Below are 21,973 nucleotides of genomic sequence, written 5' to 3' on the forward strand. Positions count from 1 at the left end.
TTCTCCCCTTGTGGGAGAAGGTGGACGGCGAAGCCGGACGGATGAGGGGTCTGTTTGAGGTTTGACGAGAGGCCGAGGCTGAGGTCTCGCAACCCCTCATCCGACCTCACTCCGTTCGGCCACCTTCTCGCACAAGGGGGGAAGGAACAGCACACCGGCTTTGACAACCCGCGCCCGCACAGGCTTTGCTGCGTCCGCCAGCAGGGGAGCTGACCACGCATGACCATCCACACGCCGCGCCCGCCCGCCGACGACGGCGACTGGACTCTGCTGCAAAGCCGGATCGACCGCAGCTTCTGGCAGTGGGATCGCCGCCGCGAGCCGGACGCGCCCGTCCTCAGCCGCTTCGTCATCCTGCGCCCGCCCGAACGCCTCGACTACGACACCTTCGACGAGGCCGAAGCCATGTTCGAAGCGATGGAGGAGTGAGCCGCGCCGCTTGGCCCGCTCTGTTGGCGGGCGCCGTGCTGCTCAGCGGCTGCGCCTCCAGCGTAGGCGGCCTGCCCGTGCAGTGGCGCGCCGACGGCCCGCCGGTCGTGACCGCCCCGCCCGGCGACTGCCCGACCCTCGACGGCGCCTACGACTCGACCGGCCAGGCCCAGGGCGACGAGACGAAGGCGGCGACGCTTCAAGCCGTGCTCGGCCGCGAGTTGGGCCTTACGCGGCTGCTGGCCGTGAACGCCGAACCGGCCGCGACCGTGACCATCGCCCGCGCCGCAACCGGCAACGCCTGGCTCCTGTCCGACGCCCACGGCGAGGTTCGGTTGGCCGCCGATGGAGCGCCCGCCCCCCTCGACCCCGACTGGTCGGCCCACGGCTCCCGCGTCGCTGGTTGTGCAAACGGACGACTGTGGATCGGTCTCAGCACCGTCCGCACCCAGTATGAGACCATGACCGAGACCCGCGCCCTCGGCGTCCTGTCCGTCGGCCCCAACGGCGGCCTGATCATCCAGACCCGGACAGAGCGCCGCCATCACGCCTTCCTGCCCCGGCCCTCCGTCCAGCGCAGCGCGATCCGCTACGATTTCCCGGCGATCACTGCGCCCGCGTCGCCAGCGGCGGGGCGGCCGTAACGCTCCAAGCCCGGGGCGCGACCAAAGGCCTGTCGCACTTCGCCTCGATCATCCGCCCCTCCTGCGTGCTGTAGCGCACAGGCGAGGCGGACGCGCAGCGCGCCTGGACGGCGAAGAACATGGCCGTCGCGTCCGTCATCGGATCATGACCCTCGACCTTCGCCAGCAAGGGATCGCCCGACAGGACGCCGCACTTGTCGCCCGTGTCCAGCCGCACGCCCTTCTCCGTCCGATAGAAGCCTGTGCTCCCCCCGGTGCAATTCTCGCCGTTCAGGTGGAACAGGGCCGCCGCGCGATACTCGTCCGGGGAAGGCTTTTCCTCCAGGGTGACGCCCAGCGCCGCCAGCCGCGCGGCGACGCCGTCCCAGCGCGTCGCTCCTGAACCATCCATCAGCAGGGCGACCGCGCGTTCGCCCTCAGGCCGGGCGCGGAACTCGGCGACGCCGTAACCGTCGCCCGCCATGCCCTGATCCAAGACCTCCTTCCACAGGTCGAAGACATCCCGCGCGCCTGACGACGCATGACGGGTCTCTAGATCGGCCATCCACTGCACCACCGTCCCGCAATCATAGACCGCCGACCCCGAGCGCAGCCGCGCCGGGTCGTAATCGCGGTCGCCCAAGGCCTTGCGGCACCCGTTCAACCGTTGCGACAGAGCCTCATGCGCCGCCGTCTCCGTCACCGCGCCTGTGGAGACCGCCGCCGCCCAGGCGCCGTATTCAGCCGCGCCCTCATGCAGCCAGGGCGCGGCCTCGCCGTCCCGGTTCTCCAGCCGATGTCCGTTCCACAGATGAAAGGTCTCATGCCAGACGAAGGTCGCCAGGCCGGCCGCCACGAGCGCTGGCGGTTCGTCCCAGGCCGCCCCGTGAAACCGGGTCGAGATGACGCCGCTGTCGCTCACGTCGCCGCGGAAATCCACCGGCCCCGGGCTGTCGGTCGTCACCAACAGCACCGGCTCATACGGCAGATCCCGTCCCAGCCGCGCGCCGAAAAAGGCTTGGGCCGCGAAGAAGCCGTCGCGCATGATCCCAGCCAAGGTCGGCGATACGGTCTCGCCGATCACCAGCTTGGCGCCTGGATAGGTCTCGACCTGGCTTTGAGGGCCGAGATAGACAGAGCCCCTCTCCGCCTTCGTCGTCGGCAGGGTCGTCTCGCCCGCCGCGGGGCGCGCGGTCAACTCGGCGTCCATGCCCCGCAACGCCACGGCGGGTCCGTACAGGATGCTGCCCGATCCGATCCGCGCCAGGGCAAGGTAGCCGCGGTCGCGCTCGGTCGTATCGGGCGTGATCAGAATCTCGAAGGACTGGAACGGCGCCTCGCCCTCGACCGCCCCATCCGTCAACGTCAGGCCCGGCGTCGTCACAGTCCACTCGGTGCGGACGATGTTCTGATTGAGGAACGCCACGCGCGTCGTCGGCTCGACCAGGCGCCAGGTCACGGCCACCCCGCCGGGCGCCGAGCGCGCCTCGACCGTCGCCGCCTGCTGGGCCTGGGCGGGCGCCGCGGCGCCGCATGTCATGGCTGCGACCGTCGCCATTGCGGCGGCCGCGCGCAGAATCGTCTTGCTCATGGTCACTCCCCTTACGCCCCGTGGGAAAGCTTGACCTCGGCGCGGCCGCGTCGTCAACCGATGTTCACTCTGCGGCTTCGACCTCTCCGCCCTGGACGATGCGGACCACGGCCAGGTCAGCCGTGACGTTGCCCAAGGTGCGGAAGATGTCGGGCACGACCTCGACCGCCAGCAACAGGGGCAGCAGCTCCAGCGGCACGCCCATGGCGATGCAGATCGGGGCGATGGAGGCGAAGAAGCTGGCCTGACCCGGCAGGCCCACCGTGCCGATCGAGATCAGCACCGCCGTCAGCATGGCGGCCAGCAACTGCCCCGCCGAAGGCTCCAGTCCGAACAGATGGGCGCAATAGATGGCGACGCCCAGGTTGGCGACCGGGCTGGTGATGCGGAACACCGCCACCGCCAGCGGCAGGACCAGGCCCGCCGTCGACCGCTTGACGCCCAGTTCGTCGACCGCCCGCTCGACCATGACCGGCAGGCTGGCCAGCGACGACTGGGTCGAGAAGGCCACCACCTGCGCCGGCGCCGCCGCCCGCGCGAAACGGCCCAGGCTCACCCGCCCGAAGAGGACCGCCAGCGGATAGAAGATCAGGCCGATGCCGATGCAGGCGAGCGAGATCAGCGCCACATAGTGCAGCAGAACCCCCGCCGCGCTGGCCCCCGCCGTCAGCCCCACCCCGATCGACAGGGCGAAGACGCCCAGCGGCGCCGCCTTCAGCACCCAGCGGACGATGACGATCATCGTCTCGCCCACCGCCTCGAAGAAGGTGATCAGCGGAACTCGCAGCCGCTCCGGCAGGCCCGACGCCGCAAAGCCGAAGAAGACCGCGAACACCACCATGCCCAGAATGGCGTCCTCAGCCGCCGCGCGGATCGGATTGGCCGGGGCGATGGTCTTGACGAATTCGCTGAACGGCGCGCCCGCGCCCAGGCCCTCAGCGCCTTCCGGCTTGATCGCCAGCAACAGGCGCGCGCCTTCCGGGTCGATCGGCCACAGGGCGTGCAGCCCATAGGCCGCCGCGACGGCGTAGACGGTCGCGAAGACGATCAGCCCCCCGAACCACGACACCGCCCTCAGCGCCAGCCGCCCGGTCCGCGCCGCATCGGCGATGGAGGCGATGCCCGTCACCAGCAGGCTGAACACTAGCGGAATGATCGTCATCCTCAGCGCATTCAGCCACAGCTGGCCCAGCGCCTGGATGAAGTCCGCCGTCACATGACCGCCCGGCAGGCCCCAGGCCTGCGCCGCCGCCCCGGCCAGCAGGCCCAGCACAAGCGACAGCAGCACAAGCGTGCTGAGAGAGGTCAGAAAGGAGCGCGCCGATTTCATGACCGCCACGCTAGCAGCCGCCGCGCCGCGCGCTAGCGTAAACATTCGCCGCCGCCTTCCCATTGGCGGACGGGGAGGGGACCATGGTTTGGGGGGGTATAAGGAGCGACGGGGCTGACTAGAGAGGAGAGTCGTTGCGCCGCCTTGTGCTCTACCGTCGAGAAGAAGGTCTTTTCTACGTCGCTCCGTCCAGAAACAGGCGGCAGGCCGGGTTGTCGGTCTCGTCGACGTAAGGGTAGCCCAGTTCGTCCAGCGCCGCGCTGAGGGCCGCCTGTTGATCCGGCGGCACACTGACCCCCGCCAGCACCCGGCCTGCGTCGTCGCCGTGGTTGCGATAGTGGAACAGGGTCAGCGCCCAGGCGGGCTGCAGGCTGTTGAGGAAGCGCAGGAAGGCGCCCGGCCGTTCGGGGAATTCGAAGCGCAGCAGACGCTCGTGCGGCAGGCCGATGGTGCGGCCGCCGACCATGTGGCGGACGTGCAGCTTGGCGGTCTCATTGTCGCTCATGTCCACGACGGAATAGCCGTCGGCGGTCAGGTGTCTGAGCAGGCTTTCGCGCTCGGCAGCGCCGTCGCGCAGGGCTACGCCGACGAAGATCTGGGCCGCGCCGTCGCCGGACCAGCGGTAGTTGAACTCCGTGATCGAACGGCCGTCGAGGCTGCGCAGGAAGCGGTGATAATCCTCGCGTCGGTCGGGCATGGAGACGGCGAACAGAGCCTCGGCGCCCTCGCCGATCTCAGCCCGCTCGGCGACGTGGCGCAGGCGGTCGAAGTTGACGTTGGCGCCCGAGTTGATCGCCACCAACGCGCCCGATCCGGGATGGCGCGCGGCCCAGGCCTTGAGCCCGGCCAGGGCCACGGCGCCCGACGGCTCGGCCACGGCGCGCACGTCGTCAAAGATGTCCTTCACCGCGGCGCAGATGGCGTCCGTGTCCACCAGCACGATCTCGTCCAGCAGGTCGCGGCACAGGCGGAAGGTCTCGGACCCGGCGCGGCGCACCGCCACCCCGTCGGCGAACAGGCCGACCTGATCCAGATCGACCACGCGCCCGGCCTCGATGGCGCTCTTCATCGTCGGGGCCTCGGCGGGTTCGACGCCGATCAGCCGCGTCTCTGGCCGCAGGAAACGGACGATGGCCGCCACCCCCGCCGCCAGCCCGCCGCCGCCGATGGGGATGAAGACGGCGTCGATCGGGTCCGGGTGCTGGCGCAGGATCTCCAGCCCGACCGTGCCTTGCCCCGCGATGACGTCGGGGTCGTCGAAGGGATGGACGAAAGTCGCGCCGGTCTGTTTCTCCAGCGTGCGGGCGTGGGCGTAGGCGTCATCGAAGCTTTCGCCGTGCAGCACCACCTGACCGCCCAGGCCCTGAACCGCCGCCACCTTGATGCCCGGCGTGGTGGTCGGCATGACGATGGTCGCCGCCGCCCCGCGTCTGGCCGCCGCCAGCGCCACCCCCTGCGCGTGATTGCCCGCCGAGGCGCAGATGACGCCGCGCGCCAGCTCGGCCTCGCTCAGGGCCGCGATCCGGTTGTAGGCGCCGCGGATTTTGAACGAGAAGACCGGCTGCAGATCCTCGCGCTTCAGCAGGGCGGGGCGCCCGATCCGCGCCGACAGCCGCTTCAGCGGATCGAGCGGGGTCTCTACAGCCACGTCATAGACGCGGGCGGTCAGGATGCGGCGGACAGTATCTTGCACGATGATCTCGGTCAGGCGGCGCAGGGGAGGATGAAGCGTGTCCCGGTCTAGGCGATGCTGCGGCGCATGAGAACGAAAATTGCGTTCTAGTCTTCTTCCCTTGCGGGAGAAGGAAGGTTGGGATCTTGCGATGTAACCTGTAGGTGATATGTAACCTGTAGGTGTCATGTGAGGGGCGGATGAGCGACGAACTCGAAAGAGCGAAGGCGAACGAGCGACGTCGGGTGCGGCGGCTGCAGATGATCGCGGCTCTGGGCGGCGTGGGCCTCACGGCGGCCTTCTGCGGTGTCCTGATGGTCAAGCGTAGCGAAGGCCGGACGGTGACCGTCGGGCCTATCCTGGCCTTGCTCGGACTCTGCGCTGTCGTCGTTTCGATGGTGCTGGGAACACACAATGGACCGGATTCCGACACCATACGGGTGGAGCGCTCCAAGGAGGGCTATCGCGACACCGTCCAGAAGAAGCGCGCCGTGTCGATGGCGTTCATGCCGTTTGCGTCGCTCTTTCTTGTCTATCAGGGCACGATCTCGGCCTGGGCTATCGCCGGAGGTCAGGGCGAGGCGCTGAATTGGATGATGGTGGCGCTGTCGCCGATGATGTCGGCGGTGCACCTGATGATGGTCACGGGTTTCGATATTCGTGGCGACAAGAAGATGAAGCGGCTGCTGGAGGACGAACTGACCCTGTCCTTCCGGCGCTCGGCGCTGAACGCAGCCCTGGGCGTGGCGCTGGCGGGGATGGTGGTCGTCTTCGCCCTGGGCCTGTGGAAGCCGCAGGCGGCGGTGGCGGCCATGCCGGGGCTGATGTTCGTCACGGCCTCGGCGGCGGGGCTGCGTTACTGGCAGCTGGACCGGCGGGCCGCCGGTGGCTGATCCGCGTCTGGTCGTGAAGCTGAAGGCCGTCCGCACGGCGGCGGGCCTGACGCAGCAGGAACTGGCCGACCGGGCCGGGCTGTCGCGCAAGACGGTGAATACGGTGGAGAACGGGGTCTTCACCCCTTCGGTGCTGGTGGCCCTGACGCTGGCGCAGGCGCTGGGCGTGCCGCTGGACGCTCTGTTCACCCTGGAAGACTGAGCCGATTTCCCTTGCGCCGCGTGCGGAAGAGCCTACATTGCGCCTGCTTATGCTAAGTTTGAGCATAAGTCGGGGCCGCGCAGACGGCCGATAGGGAGTAGGGACGATGGCGGACGGCGCTTTCGGTCTGTCGAAGGAACTGGCGGAAGAAACCGCTCCGGTGTGGGAGAAGGTCAAGGACCACGTCACGCCGTTGGAATGGCCCGAGCAGGCCCGGCTGATCAGCGAGATCAACCGGCTGAAGCGCGAGCGCGACGCGGTCATCCTGGCCCACAACTATATGACGCCCGAGATCTTTCACGGCGTGGGCGACTATGTCGGCGACAGCCTGGGGCTGGCCAAGGAGGCCGCGCGCTCGGACGCCAAGGTGATCGTTCAGGCGGGCGTTCACTTCATGGCCGAGACGTCCAAGATCCTGTCGCCGGACAAGACGGTGCTGATCCCCGACCTGCGCGCGGGCTGTTCGCTGGCGTCCTCAATCACGGGGGCGGACGTGCGGCTGATCAAGGAGCGGCATCCGGGTCTGCCGGTCGTCACCTATGTGAACACCACGGCCGATGTGAAGGCCGAGACCGACATCTGCTGCACCAGCGCCAACGCCGTTCAGGTCGTCGAATGGGCGGCCAAGGAGTGGGGCGTCGACAAGGTCATCCTGATCCCCGACGAATATCTGGCGCGCAACGTGGCGGCGCAGACGACGGTGGGCATCATCGCCTGGGCGGGCCACTGCGAGGTGCACAAGCGCTTTACGACGCAGGACATCGCCGACATGCGCGACGCCTGGCCGGACGCCGAGGTGCTGGCCCACCCCGAATGCCCTGAAGAGATCCTGCGCGCCGCCGACTTCGCCGGTTCGACCGCGGCCATGACGGAGTATGTTGAAAAGCGTCGGCCCAAGCGGGTGGTGCTGATCACCGAATGCTCGATGGCCTCCAACATCAAGGGCGACGTGCCCGAGGTGGAGTTCGTCGGTCCGTGCAACCTGTGCCCGCACATGAAGCGCATCACGCTGGAGAACATCCGCGACTGCCTGCTGCACATGCAGTTCGAGGTGACGGTCCCCGAAGACATGCTGGAGAAGGCGCGCCTGGCGGTGCAGCGGATGATCGACCTGCCGCCGCCGTCGAAGCCCGCGCGCTACGACCTGGTCAAGGCGCGGCATCATGTCGATGTGGAGCTGATCTGATGGCCCTGTCCGCAATCCTTCTCCCCTCGGGGAGAAGGTGGGGCGCGCAGCGCCTCGGATGAGGGGGCTGTCGGATACGGGTGAGACGGCGAGGGTGTGGCTGGCGTCCCCCTCATCCGTCCGGCTCCGCCGTCCACCTTCTCCCCCGAGGGGAGAAGGATGAGCGTCGAGGGGCCTTGGGGGTCTCGCGACGGGTCGAAGTCTGCGCCTGAGCCTGCGCGCGAGACGATCCGCTACAGCGCGCGCCATGAGGCGCCGCAGGAGGACAAGGGCCAGCACCCGGTCTGGGCGGTGGTCTCGACCCTGCTGATGGCGGGTTTCCTGTGGTTCCTGACCGGCAGCTGGGTGGTGGCGGGGGCGGTGCTGTTCGGCCTGTTCGTGCACGAGTACGGCCATGTGCTGGCGATGAACCGGGTCGGCATGGGGCCGGCGCGTATCTACATCATCCCCTTCCTGGGCGGACTGGCGAAGGGCCAGCGTGAGCCGAAGAGCGAGTGGCACGGGGTGCTGGTGTCGCTGGCGGGGCCGGCGTTCGGCCTGCTGGCCATGATCCCCTTCGTGGCCGTGGGTCTGGCGATGAAGTCGCCGGAATGGCTGATGGGCGCCTTCTTCATCGCCATGATCAATCTGTTGAACCTGCTGCCTGCCCCGCCGCTGGACGGGTCCAAGGCGCTGGGGCCGGTGCTCACGCGGGTGCATCCGCGGCTGGAGCAGGTGGTGCTGCTGCTCATCGGCGGCCTGGCCGTGTGGTGGGGCGTGTCGACGGGGCGGTTCATCCTGGCGGTGTTTCTGGGACTGGCGGTGTTCGGCCATCTGAAGCGCGGCGTCTGGCGCGCGGCGTGGGGACGACTGAGCTGGCCCGAGGCGGGGCGCAGCCTCGCCCTTTACCTGCTGACGGCCGTGGTCTGCGCGGCGGCGGCGATCGGCGCCCTGCTGCCGCTGACGGGCGGGGCGGTCGAACCGGCGTTCGAGATGGGCCTGCGGTTCTTCGGCTTGGGAGGCCGCTAGGCGAATGGCGCGCATCCGGCATGACGGGCCTCTGATCATAGGCGGCGGGCTGGCGGGCCTGTCGGCGGCGCTGGAGGCGGCCGGGGTGCTGGGGGCGGACGGCAAGGTGCTGGTGGTGACGCCCGAGCCCTTGCTGAACGCCTGCTCTTCGGCCTGGGCGCAGGGCGGGATGGCGGCGGCCCTGTCGCCGCAGGACAGCGCGGCCCTGCACGCCAAGGACACCGAAGGCGCGGGCGCGGGCCTGGTCGAGGCCGAGGCGGCGCGCGCCCTGACGACGCGGGGGCGTGAGACGGTCGAGTGGCTGGCGGCGCTGGGCGCGCCCTTCGACCGCGACGCCGACGGCGGCTTTTCCGTCAGTCTGGAGGCGGCGCACAGCCTGCCGCGCGTGGCGCGGGTGGGCGGCGACGGCGCGGGCCGGGCCATACTGTCGGCCGTGGTCGCCGCCGCGCGGGCGACGAAGGCCATTGAGATCTGGGAGGACGGGCGGCTGCGCGGTCTGATCCGCGACGTGGACGGTCGGGTACGCGGCGCGGTGATCGAGCGGCGCGGCGGCCGTCTGGACGAGGTGTTCGCGCCCGCCGTGGTGCTGGCCACCGGCGGGATCGGCGGCCTGTACGAGGCGACCACCAATCCGTCCGCCCTGCGCGGCGAGGGGCTGGCGCTGGCCTATCAGGCGGGAGCCGAGATTCTGGACCCCGAGTTCGTGCAGTTCCACCCGACGGCCATCGACGTGGGGCTGGACCCGGCGCCGCTGGCGACCGAGGCCCTGCGCGGCGAGGGGGCGCGGCTGGTCGATGGGCGCGGCGTCTTCCTGTTGGGCGATCATCCCGACGCCGATCTGGCGCCGCGGGACATCGTGGCGCGGGCGGTGCACGCGGCGCGCATCGAGGGGCGCGGCGCCTTCCTCGACGCGACCAAGGCGGTGGGCGAGGCCTTTCCGCATGAGTTTCCGGCTGTCTTCGCCGCCTGCATGAGGGCGGGGCTGGACCCGCGTGTCAGTCCCATTCCGGTGGCCGCGGCGGCCCACTATCACATGGGCGGCATCGTCGCCGACGACGAGGGGCGCACCACGGTCCCCGGCCTGTTCGCCATCGGCGAGTGCGCGGCGACGGGGGTGCATGGGGCCAACCGGCTGGCGTCCAACTCCCTGCTGGAGGCGGGCGCCTTCGGGCGGCGCGCGGGCCGGGCGGCGGCGGCCGAGGTCCAGCCCGAGCGGCGGCCGCTGGCGGCGGCGCAGGCGATGACGGATTTGCCGCCCGAGGCGCTGGCGGCCTTGCGCGCCGCCATGACGCGCCATGCGGGCGTGGTGCGGGACGAGGCGGGGCTGACGGCGCTGCTGGCCCTGATCGACGACCTGGCGAAGGCCCATCCGACGGCGGCGTGCCTGGCGGCGGCGCGGCTGGTCGCCGAAGGGGCGCTGAACCGGCGCGAAAGCCGGGGCGGCCACTATCGCCGCGACTTCCCCGACAGTCTGCCGAGGGCCGAGCACACGCGGATGCGCGCAGCGCCGGCGCCGGTGCGCGACGAAGAGGCCGAGGCGGCGACGCTCGCCGCCCTGGCGGCCGTGATCTGAATGACGAAGGACGTTTCCGTGACCCGAACCCTGCCGGACCTGCTGATCGAGCCCGTGGTGCGCATGGCGCTGGCCGAGGATCTGGGGCGCACGGGCGATGTGACGGCGCAGGCCTGCATCCCCGAGGACGCCCGCTTCAGCGCCGTGTTTTCAGCGCGTCAGGCGGGGGTGATGGCCGGCGGGGCGGTCGCGCGGATCGCCGTCCACGCGCTGGACCCGCAGGCGACGGTGACGGTGAAGGTCGCCGACGGCGAGGCGTTCGAGGCCGGAGCGGTGCTGATCGCGGTCGAGGCCAACGCCCGCGCCCTGCTGGCGGCCGAGCGGACGGCGTTGAACCTGCTGGGCCGGATGTGCGGCATCGCCACCCTGACGCGGACCTATGTGCAGGCGGTCGAGGGGACGAAGGCGCGCATCGCCGACACGCGCAAGACGACGCCGGGGCTGCGCGCGCTGGAGAAGCACGCGGTGGCCTGCGGCGGCGGGCTGAACCATCGCTTCGGTCTGGATGACGCCATCCTGATCAAGGACAACCACGTCGCCGTCTGCGGCGGGGCGGGCGAGGCGGTGCGCCGCGCCAGGGCCTTCGCCCCCCACCTGATGAAGGTCGAGGTCGAGGTCGACAGTCTGGATCAGCTGGACGAGGTGCTGCCCGAGCGGCCGGACGTCGTCATGCTGGACAACTTCAGCCTGGACGACATGGCCGAGGCGGTGCGGCGGGTGCGCGACAGCGCCTTCGGGCCGGTGGTGCTGGAGGCGTCGGGCGGGGTGAACCTGAGCACCGTCGCAGGCATCGCCGCGACGGGGGTGGATGTCATCTCCGTGGGCGCCCTGACCCATTCGGTCATGCAGCTCGACATCGGCCTGGACGCCGGCTGAGCGGACGCGGACCGGGGTTTTTCGGGGAACGGGCCCGGCGGGGGGCCGTTTTCATGGGGCGGGAGGGCGCGACCTCGAAGGAGAGACGCCATGACCAGGGCCCCACAGCCGCCCAGGGAGCAACGCAGCTTCGCCGATCGCGGCGCCCAGCTGAAGGATGAGGCCGCCGCTGATCGGCGCGACCGAGCGAACGGCGTGCAGTCCGGTCAGCCGGGCGACGCAGACGTCAACCTGAGCCAGCAGGGGCGCTACGGCAATCTGCAGCAGAATCTGACGACCCACCGCCAGACGCACCCTTGAGGCGCGCGATCAGGCCTCGGCGTTGACCGTGACGGGTGCGGCGGCGGGCTTCGGCGCGGCCGGGGGCGTCGCCGTCGGTGCGGGCGTCGCGGAGGCGCGCGGCGCGGCGACCGGACGCTCTTCCGTCTTGCCGCCGGAGGTCAGGGCTTCGCGGGCCAGGACGGCGGTGTAGGCCACGGCGCCCGAGGCGTTGCGGGCGGTCTCCACCGGGTCGAGGCTGGCCTGGATCAGGCGCGGAGCCTGCTCGGCCGGACCCGACGGGCGCGGGTTGTAGGCGAAGGCCTGGCTGCCGCCCGAGCGGCCGCCGAAGCGGTAGAATAGGTGGTCGCCGACCTGGTTCACGCGCACCAGGCTGTTGCGCCACGACGGCGAGACGGCGGTGGTGTGGAAGTGGGTGGCGTTGCCGACGGCGGCGAAGACCTGGCCCGACAGAGCCTTGGTCGCCACTTCGCGGGCGCGGTTCCAGGCGGCGCGATTGACGCGGCCGCGCATGGCGCCGTTGCAGGTGAAGCTGAACTGGCAGCCCGTGCTGCGGTTGGCGCCCTGATAGACGACGCTGCAGACGGTGTTGGGGAAGGCGGGGTGGCGGGCGCGGTTCAGCACCACCTGGGCCACGGCCTTCATGCCGTCGCGGCCTTCGCCGCGCGCTTCATAATAGACGGCCTGGGTCAGGCAATCGAGGTCGCGCGACTGGTCCAGGGCGCCGTCGAGGCGGAAAGGACGGGCGGCGGAGACCCTGGTCGCGGACTCACGACGCAGACCGTCCTGGCCCTGAAGCTGCTCCAGGCGGGCGGTCAGCAGTTCGGCCTGGCGGTCGCGCTGGGCCGAGCCGGCGACGGAATAGGGGTCATGGCGATGGGCGATGGTCAGGGCGCTGGCGTCCAGACCGCCGGCCGCCTGGGCCAGGGCTTCCTGAGTATAGCCGCCGGCGCCGGCGTTCTGCAGGCGCTCGGCCTGGGCGCGCACGGTCGAGGCCTGGGCGGCCAGGCCGCCCAGATAGGCCCCTCCGACTGCGAGGCCGACGACGCCGCCGAACGCCGCCGCAGCCGTCGTGGGGCGCAGGCGGAATGAGCGGGCGGCGTGCATCAGCGCACGCGTCTGCGAGGAGAGAAACAAAGGCGTAGTCCTGTACAACAGGGCGAGGATGCCGCCCCCGTAAATCCCGAACCCCGGCGACAAGGACGCGTCGCGCTTAAGCAGGTCGGGCGAACGCCGACTGAACGCCGGCCCTCGAAGGCGGGCCTTTATCCATCCGATCATGGCCTCAATGTGACTGATTCGCTAGAATTGTAATTTCCGCAGCATAGAGAAAATGATATTCAGTCATTATTTGGATTGTTTTTAATCGTGACGAAATTGCGCCTTAGAATTTCTTACGAAGACTGTATTTGTATGCTGATGGAAGATTGGCGCTGATGTGCGTGGGGCGCGAATAAGCTATTGATCAGGGTGTGACAACTTGTTCGTCAGAGTCGCGCCATAGATGGGAACCAGCCTGCGACTCTCGCGTTGCAAGCTGTGCTATTTCAAGGAGTTGACCCATGACCCGCATCGCTTCCCGTCTGGCCGTCGTGGCGCTGGCCGGGGCCGGAGCCCTGGCGCTGTCGGCCTGCGGCCACAGCATTGAACAGAAGGCCGCCACCGGCGCGATCGCCGGGGCCGTGGTGGCCGGTCCGGTCGGAGCGGCGGTCGGCGGCGCCGCCGGCGCGGCCGTCGGCCACGCCCAGAAGCCGCACTGAAGCCTCGGCGTGGATGCGGCCGCGTCGAGCGGCCGCATTCTGCGTTCTGGCGGCCCTATTGCCGCTAAATCCCATGAAAACGGGCCGTAGAGCTTGATTTCGGCGCGAAATTCGGCTTTGGCCTCGCGCCGGGTCGAGCGCGTCGAGATGCGCCTTCCGGCCCGATCTGCAGCCGTCGCTCCGGCGATCGGCCTTTTTCGCCGTCTCCATTCCCTATCAAGGACACCCGCCTCTCAGCATGCGCGACCTCAAGAACACCGGCTTTAACGACCGCCTGTCCGCCCAGAAAGACGCCAAACAAGCCCTGCTGGCCCGGTTCAAGCCGAAGCCGACCGTTCAGGATCCCGAGTTCGAGAAACTCGCCGAAAAGCGCGCCGCCGAGAAGGAGGCGATCCGCCAGCAGCACGAACTGGCCAAGGCCGAGATTCGTCGCGAGAAGGCCGAGAAGGACGCCGCCCGTCTGGCCGCCGAAATGGCCGCTCAGGAAGAGGTCGACGCCGCCAAGCGCGCCGCCCGCAAGGAGCGCAAGCAACTGACCAAGGAAGAGCAGAAGGCGGCCCGCGACGCGCGCTACGCCGCCCGCAAGGCGCGCCAGCGCTAAAGGGCTGCATCCTTCTCCCCCTGCGGGAGAAGGTGGCGGCCGCAGGCCGACGGATGAGGGGTCTCTCCGAAGTCTGACGAAGGGCGAAGCCATCGTCGAGCAACCCCTCATCCAACCTCACCCGGATTGAATCCGGGATCGGCCACCTTCTCCCGCAGGGGGAGAAGGGTTTGCGTTGCAACATCCCTGCGGCCGTCGCGTTACAGGCGCGAAGATTCCTGCGACGCGTCGCCGCCGACCTCTTGGATCGTGCGTTCGGCGACCTAACTGCAAGGCTGATCTTCACACAGCACTGCCAACGGGAGCCGTCATGAACGCCATCGACACCGGTCTCAAGCCCAAGGAACGCGCCGACGTCGCGCGCGAACTGTCCAAGGCCCTGGCCGACAGCTACGCCCTCTATCTGAAGACGCACGGCTATCACTGGAACGTGCGCGGGCCGGAGTTCTTCAGCCTGCACAACCTGCTGGAAGAGCAGTACCGCGAGATCTGGGCCGCCCTGGACGACATCGCCGAGCGCATCCGCGCCCTGGGCGAACTGGCCCCGCAGAGCGCCTCGGCCTTCGCCAATCTGACCTCGATCAAGGACGGCGATCCGGAGAAGGATTCGTCCGAGATGCTCAAGGAGCTGATCAAGGACCACGGCGTGGTCATATCGACCGCGCGAGCGGCCCTGGACGCCGCCGACGAGGTGGGGGACGAGGCCTCGGTCGACCTGATGACCCAGCGTCTGGCCGCCCACGAAAAGGCCGCCTGGATGCTGCGCTCCAGCCTGGGCGATCGTTAAGCGGCGAGGAGATCGCCGCTTCCGCCTCACGGAACGGTAATCTTCGCGTCTGAAAAGCGCCGGATTGGGCGGTCATGCAGATCGCTGATTTCCGGCGCCGTCAGACGCCGCTATACGGACATCGCATGAACCTCGGCCGCCTTACGCCGCTGAAGACGACCGGACGCCGGGCTGTGGCAGCGGCGCCCGCCGCCATGGCCGTGACCCTGGCGGCGATGGGCGTGGCCATGTCGGCCAGTTCGACCCCGCGCCCCGACATCGACCGCACCGCCGAAGCCGTGGCCCGCGCCACGGGCGGCGACCTGGGGCCGGACGGCCTGGCGGCGGTGACGGCGCGGATGGATGCGGGGCAACTGGCGATCGCGCGTCGGCACGACCCGGCTCTGGGCCTGCCCGAGCTTTACGGCCTGACCCCCGGCTGGGAGAGCCTGACCCTGGGCGGCAAGCCCTCTTTGGATCAGGGCGTGGCCGGCGTCGCGGCGCAGCAGTTGAACGCCGCCATGCCCAACGCCTTGGGCGCGCTTCAGCCCGCGCGGCCCTTCCTGTTCCGCCCGGCGGACGAGGCGTCGCGCAAGCGCGCCCTGCGCTGTCTGACCCAGGCGGTCTATTACGAGGCGGCGCTGGAGCCGACCGAGGGGCAGGAGGGCGTGGCCCAGGTCGTGCTGAACCGGGTGCGCGATCCCAACTATCCCTCCAGCGTCTGCGGCGTCGTCTATCAGGGCGCCGAGCGGACCACGGGCTGCCAGTTCAGCTTCACCTGCGACGGCTCCCTGGCGCGGGGCCCGGTGCGCTGGGCCTGGGACCGGGCCGAGCGGGTCGCGGCCCGCGCCCTGAACGGCCATGTGTCCGAGCGCGTGGGCACGGCGACCCACTACCACGCCGACTACGTCCACCCCTGGTGGTCGCCCAGCCTGGCCAAGATCACCCAGGTCGGGGCGCACATCTTCTATCGCTGGAAGGGCGCGGCCGGAGAGACGGCCGCCTTCGTCACCGCCTATTCCGGCCGCGAGCCGTCGATCGATGAGGCCCGCTTCGCCCAGTCCCGCGTTCTGCTGGCCACGGCCGCCGACAGCGTGGAAGCGGCGCTGGAGGGCGCCAAGTCGGGCGAACTGCGCACGGTCGAGATCGACGGCCAGACCCGCGTGGTGGGCGTCGCCAGCCTGGGCGGCCGTCGTCAGGCAGGAAAGGACGAGATCGCCGCCATCAACGAACGGCTCAAGGCTTTCGAGAGCGGCGCCGTCCCCAGCGTGACCGTGACCGCCCCGCCGCCTGCGGGCGTTACGCCGATGGCCGTCGAAGAGGTCGGCAAGCCGCAGGGGTGAGAGGGGCGGGCGATCGCCTAAACGCCTAAGACGTAGTCGCGCCAGCCGTCGCTGAGGGCGGAGAGGGTCGAAGGCAGGCCATGGGCTGCGCCGTCAGACGCCAGCCAGTCTTCGAAGCTGCGTCCGTCCGCCATCGCCTGGGCGATGACCGCCAGAATGGCCGGGCGGCCTGAGGTGTGGATCAGATAGTCGGCGAAGACACGGGTTTGGATGTAGAAGACGCGCTCAAGCGCGGCCGGACGCGGGCCTGCGCCAGCCGGGGTGAAGCTGACGCCGATGCCGCCGCTGGCCGCTACCTCGGGCGCGACCGCGACGGCGCGCGCCAGACCGGGATGCTCGCGCGCCAGCAAGCCGGGCAGGTCCAGCAGTATGGCGCGGCCGTCGATGGGACCGACGGCGGGGACCGTTTCTCCTTTCATCAGGGCGCCGAAGTGGTCGCGGCGCTGGGCGGCGGTCGGCTCGTCTTCCAGAATGACGGCGGCGGCTTCGTCCAGCCAGTCGGGGCCGGGGCCGCCGTAGTGGCGCGGGGCGACGTCCGCCGCGGCCCGTTCCGGCCAGAAGGCGGCGGTGAACCACAGGTGGCCCAGTTCATGCGGGACCATGGCTGCGTCCAGCGCGGCCTGGGCCTTGGCGTCGGGGATCTGGGACAGGGCGCGGGCGACGACTTCCTCGGTCTGGGCCGGGCTCATGTTCTGGGAGGCGGCGAAACGGCGCGCGCCTTGTTCGACGCTGCGGCGCGCCGCCTCGTCGAACGCCCGTGGCGCGGGCCAGGGCAGGATGTGAGAGAAGCCCGCGGCGTTCAGCGCGGCCCGGTCGGGCTGGGGCGGGGTCGAGACGACGACATAGGGGGCGATGTCGCGGTCGAAGCGGGTGCTGAAGCGGGCTTCGCCCGCGCGCGCGTAGGTCGCGAGCCGTTCCGCTTCCGCTGGCGAGGCGGCCAGGGCGACGCCGTGATCCGCCGCCGCGCAACTGAGATCGGGCGCAGCACGCAGGGCGCGGGCGCACATCGGATCGGGGACCGGGGAGGGAGCGGTCGAGGTCAGCAGCAGGACGAGGGCGAGCATGGGCGTCTCCGAAGATGGGAAGACAGGCTCGTGGGCGTTCGTATCGCCTTCATGTCGGCTGCGGGCGCTTGCCGAGGGCGTTCCGACACACGAGAGATACAAGGGGGAAGAAGAAAAGGGGGAGCATGGACGCGACGGCCGACATTCTGATCGTTGATGACGACGCCAGCCTGAGGGCGGCGCTGCAGGACTATCTGTCGGGCGCCGGCTATGCCGTGCGGACCGCCGACAGCGGCGGGGCGATGGACGCGCGGCTGGCCGAGGCCGCGCCGGACCTGGTCGTTCTGGATGTGATGATGCCGGGCGAGGACGGGCTGTCGATCTGTCGACGGCTGCAGGGGCGGGCGCCGGTGCTGATGCTGAGCGCCATGGGCGAGACCACCGACCGCATCGTCGGGCTGGAGGTCGGGGCCGCCGACTATCTGCCCAAGCCGTTCGAGCCGCGCGAGCTCCTGGCCCGCGTCCGCGCAGTGTTGCGTCGCCCGACCCTTCTGGACGAGGCGACGGATCGACCGCTGATTTTCGAGGGCTGGACGCTGGAGGTCGAGGCGCGGCGCCTGACCGATCCGGCGGGGGCGCCGGTCGAGCTGACAGGGGGCGAGTTCGCCCTGCTGCTGACCTTCCTGCGATCGTCGGGGCGCATCCTCAGCCGCGATCAAATTCTGGAGAACACCCACGGACCGCTGGCCGAGAATTTCGACCGAGCGGTCGATCTGGCGGTCAGCCGCCTGCGGCGCAAGTTGGACCGGCCGGGACAGGCGTCGTTGATCGAGACGGTGCGCGGGGCGGGCTATCGCTTCCGAACGCCGGTGCGGGGATGAGCATCCGCAGCCTGTCCATTCGCACCTTGGCGGCGGGCTTCACCGTCGCGGCTATCCTGCTGAGTCTGACGGTCGCCTTCGTCATCGCCCTGGCCTTTCCCGCCCCGCCCCCCGCACGGGTGACGCTGGCCGAGGCCGAGGCGGCTGTGACGGGAGACGCGGAGACCGGCTGGCGGCGCCGCGTCGTCGCCGCGCCGCCGTTCAAGGCGGCGCACGAGGGGCAGGCCCTGGTGGCTCAGGCCGGGCTGGCGGTGCTGCTGGACGCTGAGGTGCGGGTGCGGCCGTTGAACCCCGAGCGCGCCCCGGCGGGCGGGCCGCCCGCGCCGTCAGGACCGCCGTCCGAGAGGTTGAAGGCCCTGCTGGCGGGCATGGCCCTGTCGCCGGGAATGAGCTTTGCGCCCTTCGAGGCGGCGGCGCGTCAGGCGGACGGGCGCTGGGTCGTGGCGACGCCGCCGTCGCCTTGGCTGACGCCGCAGCGTCTGCGCATGGCGCTGGCCTTCCTGATCGCCGCCGCTGTCCTGATGCCGCTGGCCTTGTGGGGCGCCGGACGGTTGACTGCGCCCTTCCAGCGGCTGGCCGAGGCGACGCGGGGGGACCGTCGTGCGGCGGCCTTCGTCGGCGGCCCGCGCGAGGCCCAGGAAGCGGCCCGGGCGCTGGACGCCATGCGCGACCGTCTGGGCGAGGCGTTGAAGGAGCGCACCGCCATCATGGCCGCCGTCGCCCATGACCTGCGCACGCCGCTGACCGGCCTGCGTTTGCGGGTCGAGGGGCTGGCGGCCGCGCCGCGCGAGGCCGCGGCGGCCGACATCGCGCGCATGGAGCGGCTGATCGCCCAACTGCTGACCTATGTGCGGGGCGAGGATGCGCCGTGGACCATCGAGCCTGTCGACCTGGCGGATCTGGCGCGCGAAATGGCGACGCGGCAGGTCGCAATGGGGCGGGACGTGAGGCTGTCGGCGGACGGAGAGTATCTGGTCAACGGCGATCGGGACCAACTGGACCGGGCGCTGTCCAATCTGATCGACAATGCGGTGCTGTATGGCGATCGAGCCGAGGTCGCCGTGACGTCCGATGAGGGCGCGGTCGTCTGCATCATCGACGATTCAGGGCCGGGCCTGCCGCCAGATCAGCTGGAAGCGGTGTTCTCGCCTTTTCACAGGCTGGAGGCGTCGCGCAGCCGCGCCACGGGCGGGGCGGGGCTGGGCCTGGCGATCAGTCGGTCGATCATCGAGCGCAGCGGCGGCGGCGTGGTCCTGGGCGATCGCCCCGAAGGCGGGCTGCGGGCGACGGTGCGCCTGCCGCGGGCGGCGCCCGCCCTGTCGGATCAGGGCGGGGCCTGAGGACTCACCAGGCGCCGATCTTCTCGGCTTCCTTGTGGCTGATGGGGTGTTGAGCGGCCTTGTGGTCTTCCTCGGCGAGGAAGCGGGCGGCTTCGAGGGCGGCCATGCAGCCCATGCCCGCCGCCGTGACGGCCTGGCGATAGACGTCGTCGGTGACGTCGCCGGCGGCCCAGACGCCTTCGATGGCGGTCGCCGCCGTGCCCGGCTTGACCCGCAGATAGCCGCCGGAATTGGTTTCCAGCTGGCCCTTGAACAGTTCGGACGAGGGGGCGTGGCCGATGGCGATGAAGACGCCGTCGGCGGGGATTTCGCTGATCTCGCCGGTCTTGACGTTCTTCAGGCGCACGCCGGTGACGTTGCGGGCCACGCCGTCGACGACGCCGACGATCTCCTCGACAGCCACGTCCCAGATCACCTTGATCTTGGGATGGGCGAACAGGCGGTCCTGCAGGATCTTCTCGGCGCGGAACTCGTCGCGGCGGTGAACCACGGTGACGGTCTCGGCGAAGTTGGTCAGGAACAGGGCTTCCTCGACGGCGGTGTTGCCGCCGCCGACCACCACCACCTGCTTGCCGCGATAGAAGAAGCCGTCGCAGGTGGCGCAGGCCGAGACGCCGAAGCCCTGATACTCAGCCTCGGAGTCCAGGCCCAGCCATTTGGCCTGGGCGCCGGTGGAGATGATGACCGTCTCGGCCAGGATCTCGGCGCCCGAGTCCAGCGTCAGGCGGAAGGGACGCTGGGACAGGTCGGCCTGGGTGACGATGTCGTGGATGACCTCCGTGCCGACGTGCTCGGCCTGGGCCTGCATCTGCTGCATCAGCCAGGGGCCCTGGATGGTCTCGGCGAAGCCGGGATAGTTCTCGACGTCCGTGGTGATGGTCAGCTGGCCGCCGGGCTGCAGGCCGGCGATGATCACCGGGTTCAGCGAGGCGCGAGCGGCGTAGATGGCGGCGGTCCAGCCGGCGGGGCCGGAACCGATGATGGCGACGCGGACGGTGCGGGCTGGGGCTTTGGCTTGGGTCATGGCTCCTATTTAGGCGCTGATTCCCGATTTCGCGACGCCTGTCGTTCCGTCACGCTTCATGGAGGGATATGAAACGGGGATGACCGCCGAAACGCCCGCCGCCGCCCAGACCCGAAACCTGCTGCGTCGTCTGCTGGTCGGCGCCCGCCGCGGCGTGGATCACGCCGAGGCGGCCGCCGCCGTCTATGAGAACGGCGGGCTGAGCGGCCGCTATCTGATGATGACGGTGATCTCGGCCGCCATCGCGGCCCTGGGCCTGATGCTGTCGTCGCCGGCGGTGGTGATCGGGGCCATGCTGGTGTCGCCGATGATGGGGCCGATCGTGGCCATGGGCTTCTCCCTGGCCCTGCTGGACTGGAACGAGTTGAAGCAGTCGCTGACGGCGCTGGGCGTCGGGGTGGGGCTGGCCCTGTTCGTGGCGATCCTGCTGACCCTGCTGTCGCCGCTGAAGGAGCCGACGGCAGAGATCCTGGCCCGCACCCGGCCGAACTTCTTCGACCTGCTGATCGCGGTCTTCTCCGGGATCGCGGGCGCCTATGCGGTGATCCGCCAGCGCGGCGAGACCATCATCGGCGTGGCCATCGCCACCGCCCTGATGCCGCCGGTCGCGACGGTGGGCTTCGGCCTGGGGACCGGCGACCTGTCGATCGCGGGGGGCGCCTTCTTCCTGTTCATGACCAACCTGGTGGCCATCGCTCTGGCGGCGACGGTGACGGCGGGCTTCTACGGCTTCCGGCCGCGTCTGCTGGAGCGGCCCAAGCCCTGGCGCGGGGTGGCGGTCATGGTCGTGTTCGTCCTGCTGGCCGTGCCCTTGGCCCTGTCGCTGCGCAGCATCGCCCTGGAGAGCCGGGCCACGGCCGAGACCCGGGTGGCGGTCGAGGACATCTTCGCCGGCGCCGAGTCGCGCATCACCCTGCTGGACGCGCGCAGCGAGGGGCGCGGCGTGACGGTCTCGGCTCTGGTCAGCACGCGCAAGCTGGTGGCCGACGCCCAGGCGCGGCTGCAGGAGCGGCTGACCGGCGCCCTGCACGTGCCGGTGTCGGCGACCCTGGACCAGATCGTCGTGGCCGATCCGCAGGCGGCGGCGCGCGCCGTGCAGACCAGCCAGTCAGCGGCCCCTGATCCGGCTGCGGCCCTGCGCAACCGCCTGGCCGAGGCCGTGCCCTTCGCCACCGATGCGGTGATGACCGACGCCGAGGGGCGGCGGGCCATCGTCCTGCTGCGGCCCGATGCGGGGCTGGACCTGGACAGCGCCTATGCGCTGGAGGCGGCCCTGCGGACGCGGTTCGACGGGGTGGACGTGTGGGTGACGCCGCCGGTGCAGGAGCCGAAGGCGGTGGACCTGGGCGACGCCGAGGCGCGCGCGCGCATGGTCTGGGCCCTGGCGCGCTGGCGCGCCGCGCCGACCGTGAGCCTGTGCCGACCGGCGCCGGGCGCGCCCGCGGCCGAGGGGCGCGAGGCCCAGCCGGACGCCGGACAGGTCTTCCTGGCCGAACTGGCGGCGGCGGGGGTGTCGATCCGTTCCGAGAGCGGGCCGACCTGTCAGCGCGGCGATCAGAACATGGCCCGGCTGTCGCTGGGCTAGTTCGGGT

Annotated in this window: 22 protein-coding genes; 16 read left to right on the forward strand and 6 right to left on the reverse strand. The window is 70.4% G+C overall.

Annotated elements, in window-relative coordinates:
* Positions 1 to 219 precede the first annotated feature (219 nt).
* Together FGL25_RS02000 and FGL25_RS02005 are read left to right on the forward strand one after the other, a co-directional pair.
* A complete protein-coding gene (locus tag FGL25_RS02000; protein WP_040346158.1) occupies positions 220 to 429 on the forward strand; it encodes a hypothetical protein in 210 nt (69 codons plus the stop codon).
* The gene (locus FGL25_RS02005; protein WP_138140816.1) at positions 426 to 1,073 is read left to right on the forward strand and encodes a hypothetical protein; all 648 of its coding nucleotides are present in this window, start codon (positions 426 to 428) and stop codon (positions 1,071 to 1,073) included. Before FGL25_RS02000 ends, FGL25_RS02005 begins: the two co-directional genes overlap by 4 nt.
* Here FGL25_RS02005 and FGL25_RS02010 read toward each other — a convergent pair.
* From FGL25_RS02010 to ilvA, 3 genes are all read right to left on the reverse strand, one after another.
* A complete protein-coding gene (locus FGL25_RS02010) occupies positions 1,036 to 2,643 on the reverse strand; it encodes a hypothetical protein (RefSeq protein ID WP_138140817.1) in 1,608 nt (535 codons plus the stop codon). The genes FGL25_RS02005 and FGL25_RS02010 overlap by 38 nt on opposite strands.
* Positions 2,644 to 2,707: 64 nt before the next feature.
* Positions 2,708 to 4,018: a dicarboxylate/amino acid:cation symporter gene (locus tag FGL25_RS02015; RefSeq protein WP_252969963.1), complete on the reverse strand. Its 1,311-nt coding sequence runs from the start codon at positions 4,016 to 4,018 to the stop codon at positions 2,708 to 2,710.
* Between the two features lie 130 nt (positions 4,019 to 4,148).
* Positions 4,149 to 5,666: a threonine ammonia-lyase, biosynthetic gene (gene ilvA, locus FGL25_RS02020; RefSeq protein WP_138140818.1), complete on the reverse strand. Its 1,518-nt coding sequence runs from the start codon at positions 5,664 to 5,666 to the stop codon at positions 4,149 to 4,151.
* A 179-nt stretch (positions 5,667 to 5,845) separates the two neighbouring features.
* On the opposite strand from ilvA, the gene FGL25_RS02025 reads away from it, so the two are divergent.
* The 7 genes from FGL25_RS02025 (at position 5,846) to FGL25_RS02055 (ending at position 11,683) form a co-directional block, all read left to right on the forward strand.
* Positions 5,846 to 6,538 (forward strand): hypothetical protein, encoded by a 693-nt coding sequence (locus FGL25_RS02025; protein ID WP_138140819.1) that lies wholly within the window; start codon positions 5,846 to 5,848, stop codon positions 6,536 to 6,538.
* On the forward strand, positions 6,531 to 6,740 hold the full coding sequence (locus FGL25_RS02030; protein WP_046652219.1) for a helix-turn-helix transcriptional regulator: 210 nt from the start codon (positions 6,531 to 6,533) through the stop codon (positions 6,738 to 6,740). The genes FGL25_RS02025 and FGL25_RS02030 overlap by 8 nt, the downstream gene beginning before the upstream one ends.
* Positions 6,741 to 6,846: 106 nt before the next feature.
* Positions 6,847 to 7,926, forward strand: coding sequence for a quinolinate synthase NadA (nadA, locus tag FGL25_RS02035; protein ID WP_138140820.1), 1,080 nt, complete (start codon positions 6,847 to 6,849; stop codon positions 7,924 to 7,926).
* 159 nt (positions 7,927 to 8,085) lie between these two features.
* Positions 8,086 to 8,934: a metalloprotease gene (locus FGL25_RS02040; RefSeq protein WP_138140821.1), complete on the forward strand. Its 849-nt coding sequence runs from the start codon at positions 8,086 to 8,088 to the stop codon at positions 8,932 to 8,934.
* A gap of 4 nt (positions 8,935 to 8,938) precedes the next feature.
* On the forward strand, positions 8,939 to 10,507 hold the full coding sequence (locus FGL25_RS02045; RefSeq protein ID WP_138140822.1) for an L-aspartate oxidase: 1,569 nt from the start codon (positions 8,939 to 8,941) through the stop codon (positions 10,505 to 10,507).
* Positions 10,508 to 11,383, forward strand: a complete 876-nt coding sequence (gene nadC / locus FGL25_RS02050; RefSeq protein ID WP_138140823.1) for a carboxylating nicotinate-nucleotide diphosphorylase — start codon at positions 10,508 to 10,510, stop codon at positions 11,381 to 11,383.
* Positions 11,384 to 11,473: 90 nt separating this feature from the next.
* Positions 11,474 to 11,683 carry a hypothetical protein gene (locus tag FGL25_RS02055; protein ID WP_003166084.1) on the forward strand — a complete coding sequence of 70 codons (210 nt, stop codon included), beginning with the start codon at positions 11,474 to 11,476 and terminating at the stop codon, positions 11,681 to 11,683.
* 9 nt (positions 11,684 to 11,692) lie between these two features.
* Here FGL25_RS02055 and FGL25_RS02060 read toward each other — a convergent pair whose 3' ends face one another.
* Positions 11,693 to 12,799 carry a cell wall hydrolase gene (locus FGL25_RS02060; protein ID WP_252969964.1) on the reverse strand — a complete coding sequence of 369 codons (1,107 nt, stop codon included), beginning with the start codon at positions 12,797 to 12,799 and terminating at the stop codon, positions 11,693 to 11,695.
* 425 nt (positions 12,800 to 13,224) lie between these two features.
* On the opposite strand from FGL25_RS02060, the gene FGL25_RS02065 reads away from it, so the two are divergent.
* The 4 genes from FGL25_RS02065 (at position 13,225) to FGL25_RS02080 (ending at position 16,132) form a co-directional block, all read left to right on the forward strand.
* The gene (locus FGL25_RS02065; protein ID WP_046652213.1) at positions 13,225 to 13,422 is read left to right on the forward strand and encodes a hypothetical protein; all 198 of its coding nucleotides are present in this window, start codon (positions 13,225 to 13,227) and stop codon (positions 13,420 to 13,422) included.
* Positions 13,423 to 13,660: 238 nt separating this feature from the next.
* Positions 13,661 to 14,023 carry a DUF6481 family protein gene (locus FGL25_RS02070; protein WP_138140825.1) on the forward strand — a complete coding sequence of 121 codons (363 nt, stop codon included), beginning with the start codon at positions 13,661 to 13,663 and terminating at the stop codon, positions 14,021 to 14,023.
* 310 nt (positions 14,024 to 14,333) lie between these two features.
* Positions 14,334 to 14,810 carry a Dps family protein gene (locus FGL25_RS02075; RefSeq protein WP_128115073.1) on the forward strand — a complete coding sequence of 159 codons (477 nt, stop codon included), beginning with the start codon at positions 14,334 to 14,336 and terminating at the stop codon, positions 14,808 to 14,810.
* Between the two features lie 74 nt (positions 14,811 to 14,884).
* Entirely contained in the window at positions 14,885 to 16,132 is a 1,248-nt protein-coding gene (locus tag FGL25_RS02080; protein WP_252969965.1) for a cell wall hydrolase, read from the forward strand.
* A 17-nt stretch (positions 16,133 to 16,149) separates the two neighbouring features.
* Here FGL25_RS02080 and FGL25_RS02085 read toward each other — a convergent pair whose 3' ends face one another.
* Complete coding sequence (locus tag FGL25_RS02085; RefSeq protein ID WP_138140826.1) at positions 16,150 to 17,196, reverse strand: hypothetical protein; 1,047 nt, start codon at positions 17,194 to 17,196, stop codon at positions 16,150 to 16,152.
* 125 nt (positions 17,197 to 17,321) lie between these two features.
* On the opposite strand from FGL25_RS02085, the gene FGL25_RS02090 reads away from it, so the two are divergent.
* A complete protein-coding gene (locus FGL25_RS02090; RefSeq protein ID WP_138140827.1) occupies positions 17,322 to 18,017 on the forward strand; it encodes a response regulator in 696 nt (231 codons plus the stop codon).
* The gene (locus FGL25_RS02095; protein ID WP_138140828.1) at positions 18,014 to 19,357 is read left to right on the forward strand and encodes a sensor histidine kinase; all 1,344 of its coding nucleotides are present in this window, start codon (positions 18,014 to 18,016) and stop codon (positions 19,355 to 19,357) included. Before FGL25_RS02090 ends, FGL25_RS02095 begins: the two co-directional genes overlap by 4 nt.
* 4 nt (positions 19,358 to 19,361) lie before the next feature.
* On the opposite strand, the gene trxB is transcribed toward FGL25_RS02095, so the two are convergent.
* Positions 19,362 to 20,381, reverse strand: coding sequence for a thioredoxin-disulfide reductase (gene trxB, locus FGL25_RS02100; RefSeq protein ID WP_138140829.1), 1,020 nt, complete (start codon positions 20,379 to 20,381; stop codon positions 19,362 to 19,364).
* Positions 20,382 to 20,460: 79 nt separating this feature from the next.
* Between trxB and FGL25_RS02105 the strand changes: the two genes are divergently transcribed.
* Positions 20,461 to 21,966, forward strand: a complete 1,506-nt coding sequence (locus FGL25_RS02105) for a TIGR00341 family protein (protein ID WP_167493275.1) — start codon at positions 20,461 to 20,463, stop codon at positions 21,964 to 21,966.
* The last annotated feature ends 7 nt before the right edge of the window (positions 21,967 to 21,973 follow it).

Origin of the sequence: Brevundimonas vancanneytii, from assembly GCF_901421975.1 — a bacterium.
Lineage (GTDB): Bacteria > Pseudomonadota > Alphaproteobacteria > Caulobacterales > Caulobacteraceae > Brevundimonas > Brevundimonas diminuta.

Excerpts from the sequence above, each read along its gene's own strand:
- FGL25_RS02000 (WP_040346158.1), top strand. The coding sequence starts at position 220 with ATGACCATCCACACGCCGCGCCCGCCCGCCGACGACGGCGACTGGACT.
- nadC (WP_138140823.1), top strand. The coding sequence starts at position 10,508 with ATGACGAAGGACGTTTCCGTGACCCGAACCCTGCCGGACCTGCTGATC.
- FGL25_RS02065 (WP_046652213.1), top strand. The coding sequence starts at position 13,225 with ATGACCCGCATCGCTTCCCGTCTGGCCGTCGTGGCGCTGGCCGGGGCC.
- FGL25_RS02105 (WP_167493275.1), top strand. The coding sequence starts at position 20,461 with ATGACCGCCGAAACGCCCGCCGCCGCCCAGACCCGAAACCTGCTGCGT.
- nadA (WP_138140820.1), top strand. The coding sequence starts at position 6,847 with ATGGCGGACGGCGCTTTCGGTCTGTCGAAGGAACTGGCGGAAGAAACC.
- FGL25_RS02055 (WP_003166084.1), top strand. The coding sequence starts at position 11,474 with ATGACCAGGGCCCCACAGCCGCCCAGGGAGCAACGCAGCTTCGCCGAT.
- FGL25_RS02070 (WP_138140825.1), top strand. The coding sequence starts at position 13,661 with ATGCGCGACCTCAAGAACACCGGCTTTAACGACCGCCTGTCCGCCCAG.
- FGL25_RS02015 (WP_252969963.1), bottom strand. The coding sequence starts at position 4,018 with ATGTTTACGCTAGCGCGCGGCGCGGCGGCTGCTAGCGTGGCGGTCATG.
- FGL25_RS02075 (WP_128115073.1), top strand. The coding sequence starts at position 14,334 with ATGAACGCCATCGACACCGGTCTCAAGCCCAAGGAACGCGCCGACGTC.
- FGL25_RS02025 (WP_138140819.1), top strand. The coding sequence starts at position 5,846 with ATGAGCGACGAACTCGAAAGAGCGAAGGCGAACGAGCGACGTCGGGTG.
- FGL25_RS02095 (WP_138140828.1), top strand. The coding sequence starts at position 18,014 with ATGAGCATCCGCAGCCTGTCCATTCGCACCTTGGCGGCGGGCTTCACC.
- FGL25_RS02090 (WP_138140827.1), top strand. The coding sequence starts at position 17,322 with ATGGACGCGACGGCCGACATTCTGATCGTTGATGACGACGCCAGCCTG.
- trxB (WP_138140829.1), bottom strand. The coding sequence starts at position 20,381 with ATGACCCAAGCCAAAGCCCCAGCCCGCACCGTCCGCGTCGCCATCATC.
- FGL25_RS02040 (WP_138140821.1), top strand. The coding sequence starts at position 8,086 with ATGAGCGTCGAGGGGCCTTGGGGGTCTCGCGACGGGTCGAAGTCTGCG.
- FGL25_RS02085 (WP_138140826.1), bottom strand. The coding sequence starts at position 17,196 with ATGCTCGCCCTCGTCCTGCTGCTGACCTCGACCGCTCCCTCCCCGGTC.
- FGL25_RS02010 (WP_138140817.1), bottom strand. The coding sequence starts at position 2,643 with ATGAGCAAGACGATTCTGCGCGCGGCCGCCGCAATGGCGACGGTCGCA.
- FGL25_RS02045 (WP_138140822.1), top strand. The coding sequence starts at position 8,939 with ATGGCGCGCATCCGGCATGACGGGCCTCTGATCATAGGCGGCGGGCTG.
- FGL25_RS02080 (WP_252969965.1), top strand. The coding sequence starts at position 14,885 with ATGCAGATCGCTGATTTCCGGCGCCGTCAGACGCCGCTATACGGACAT.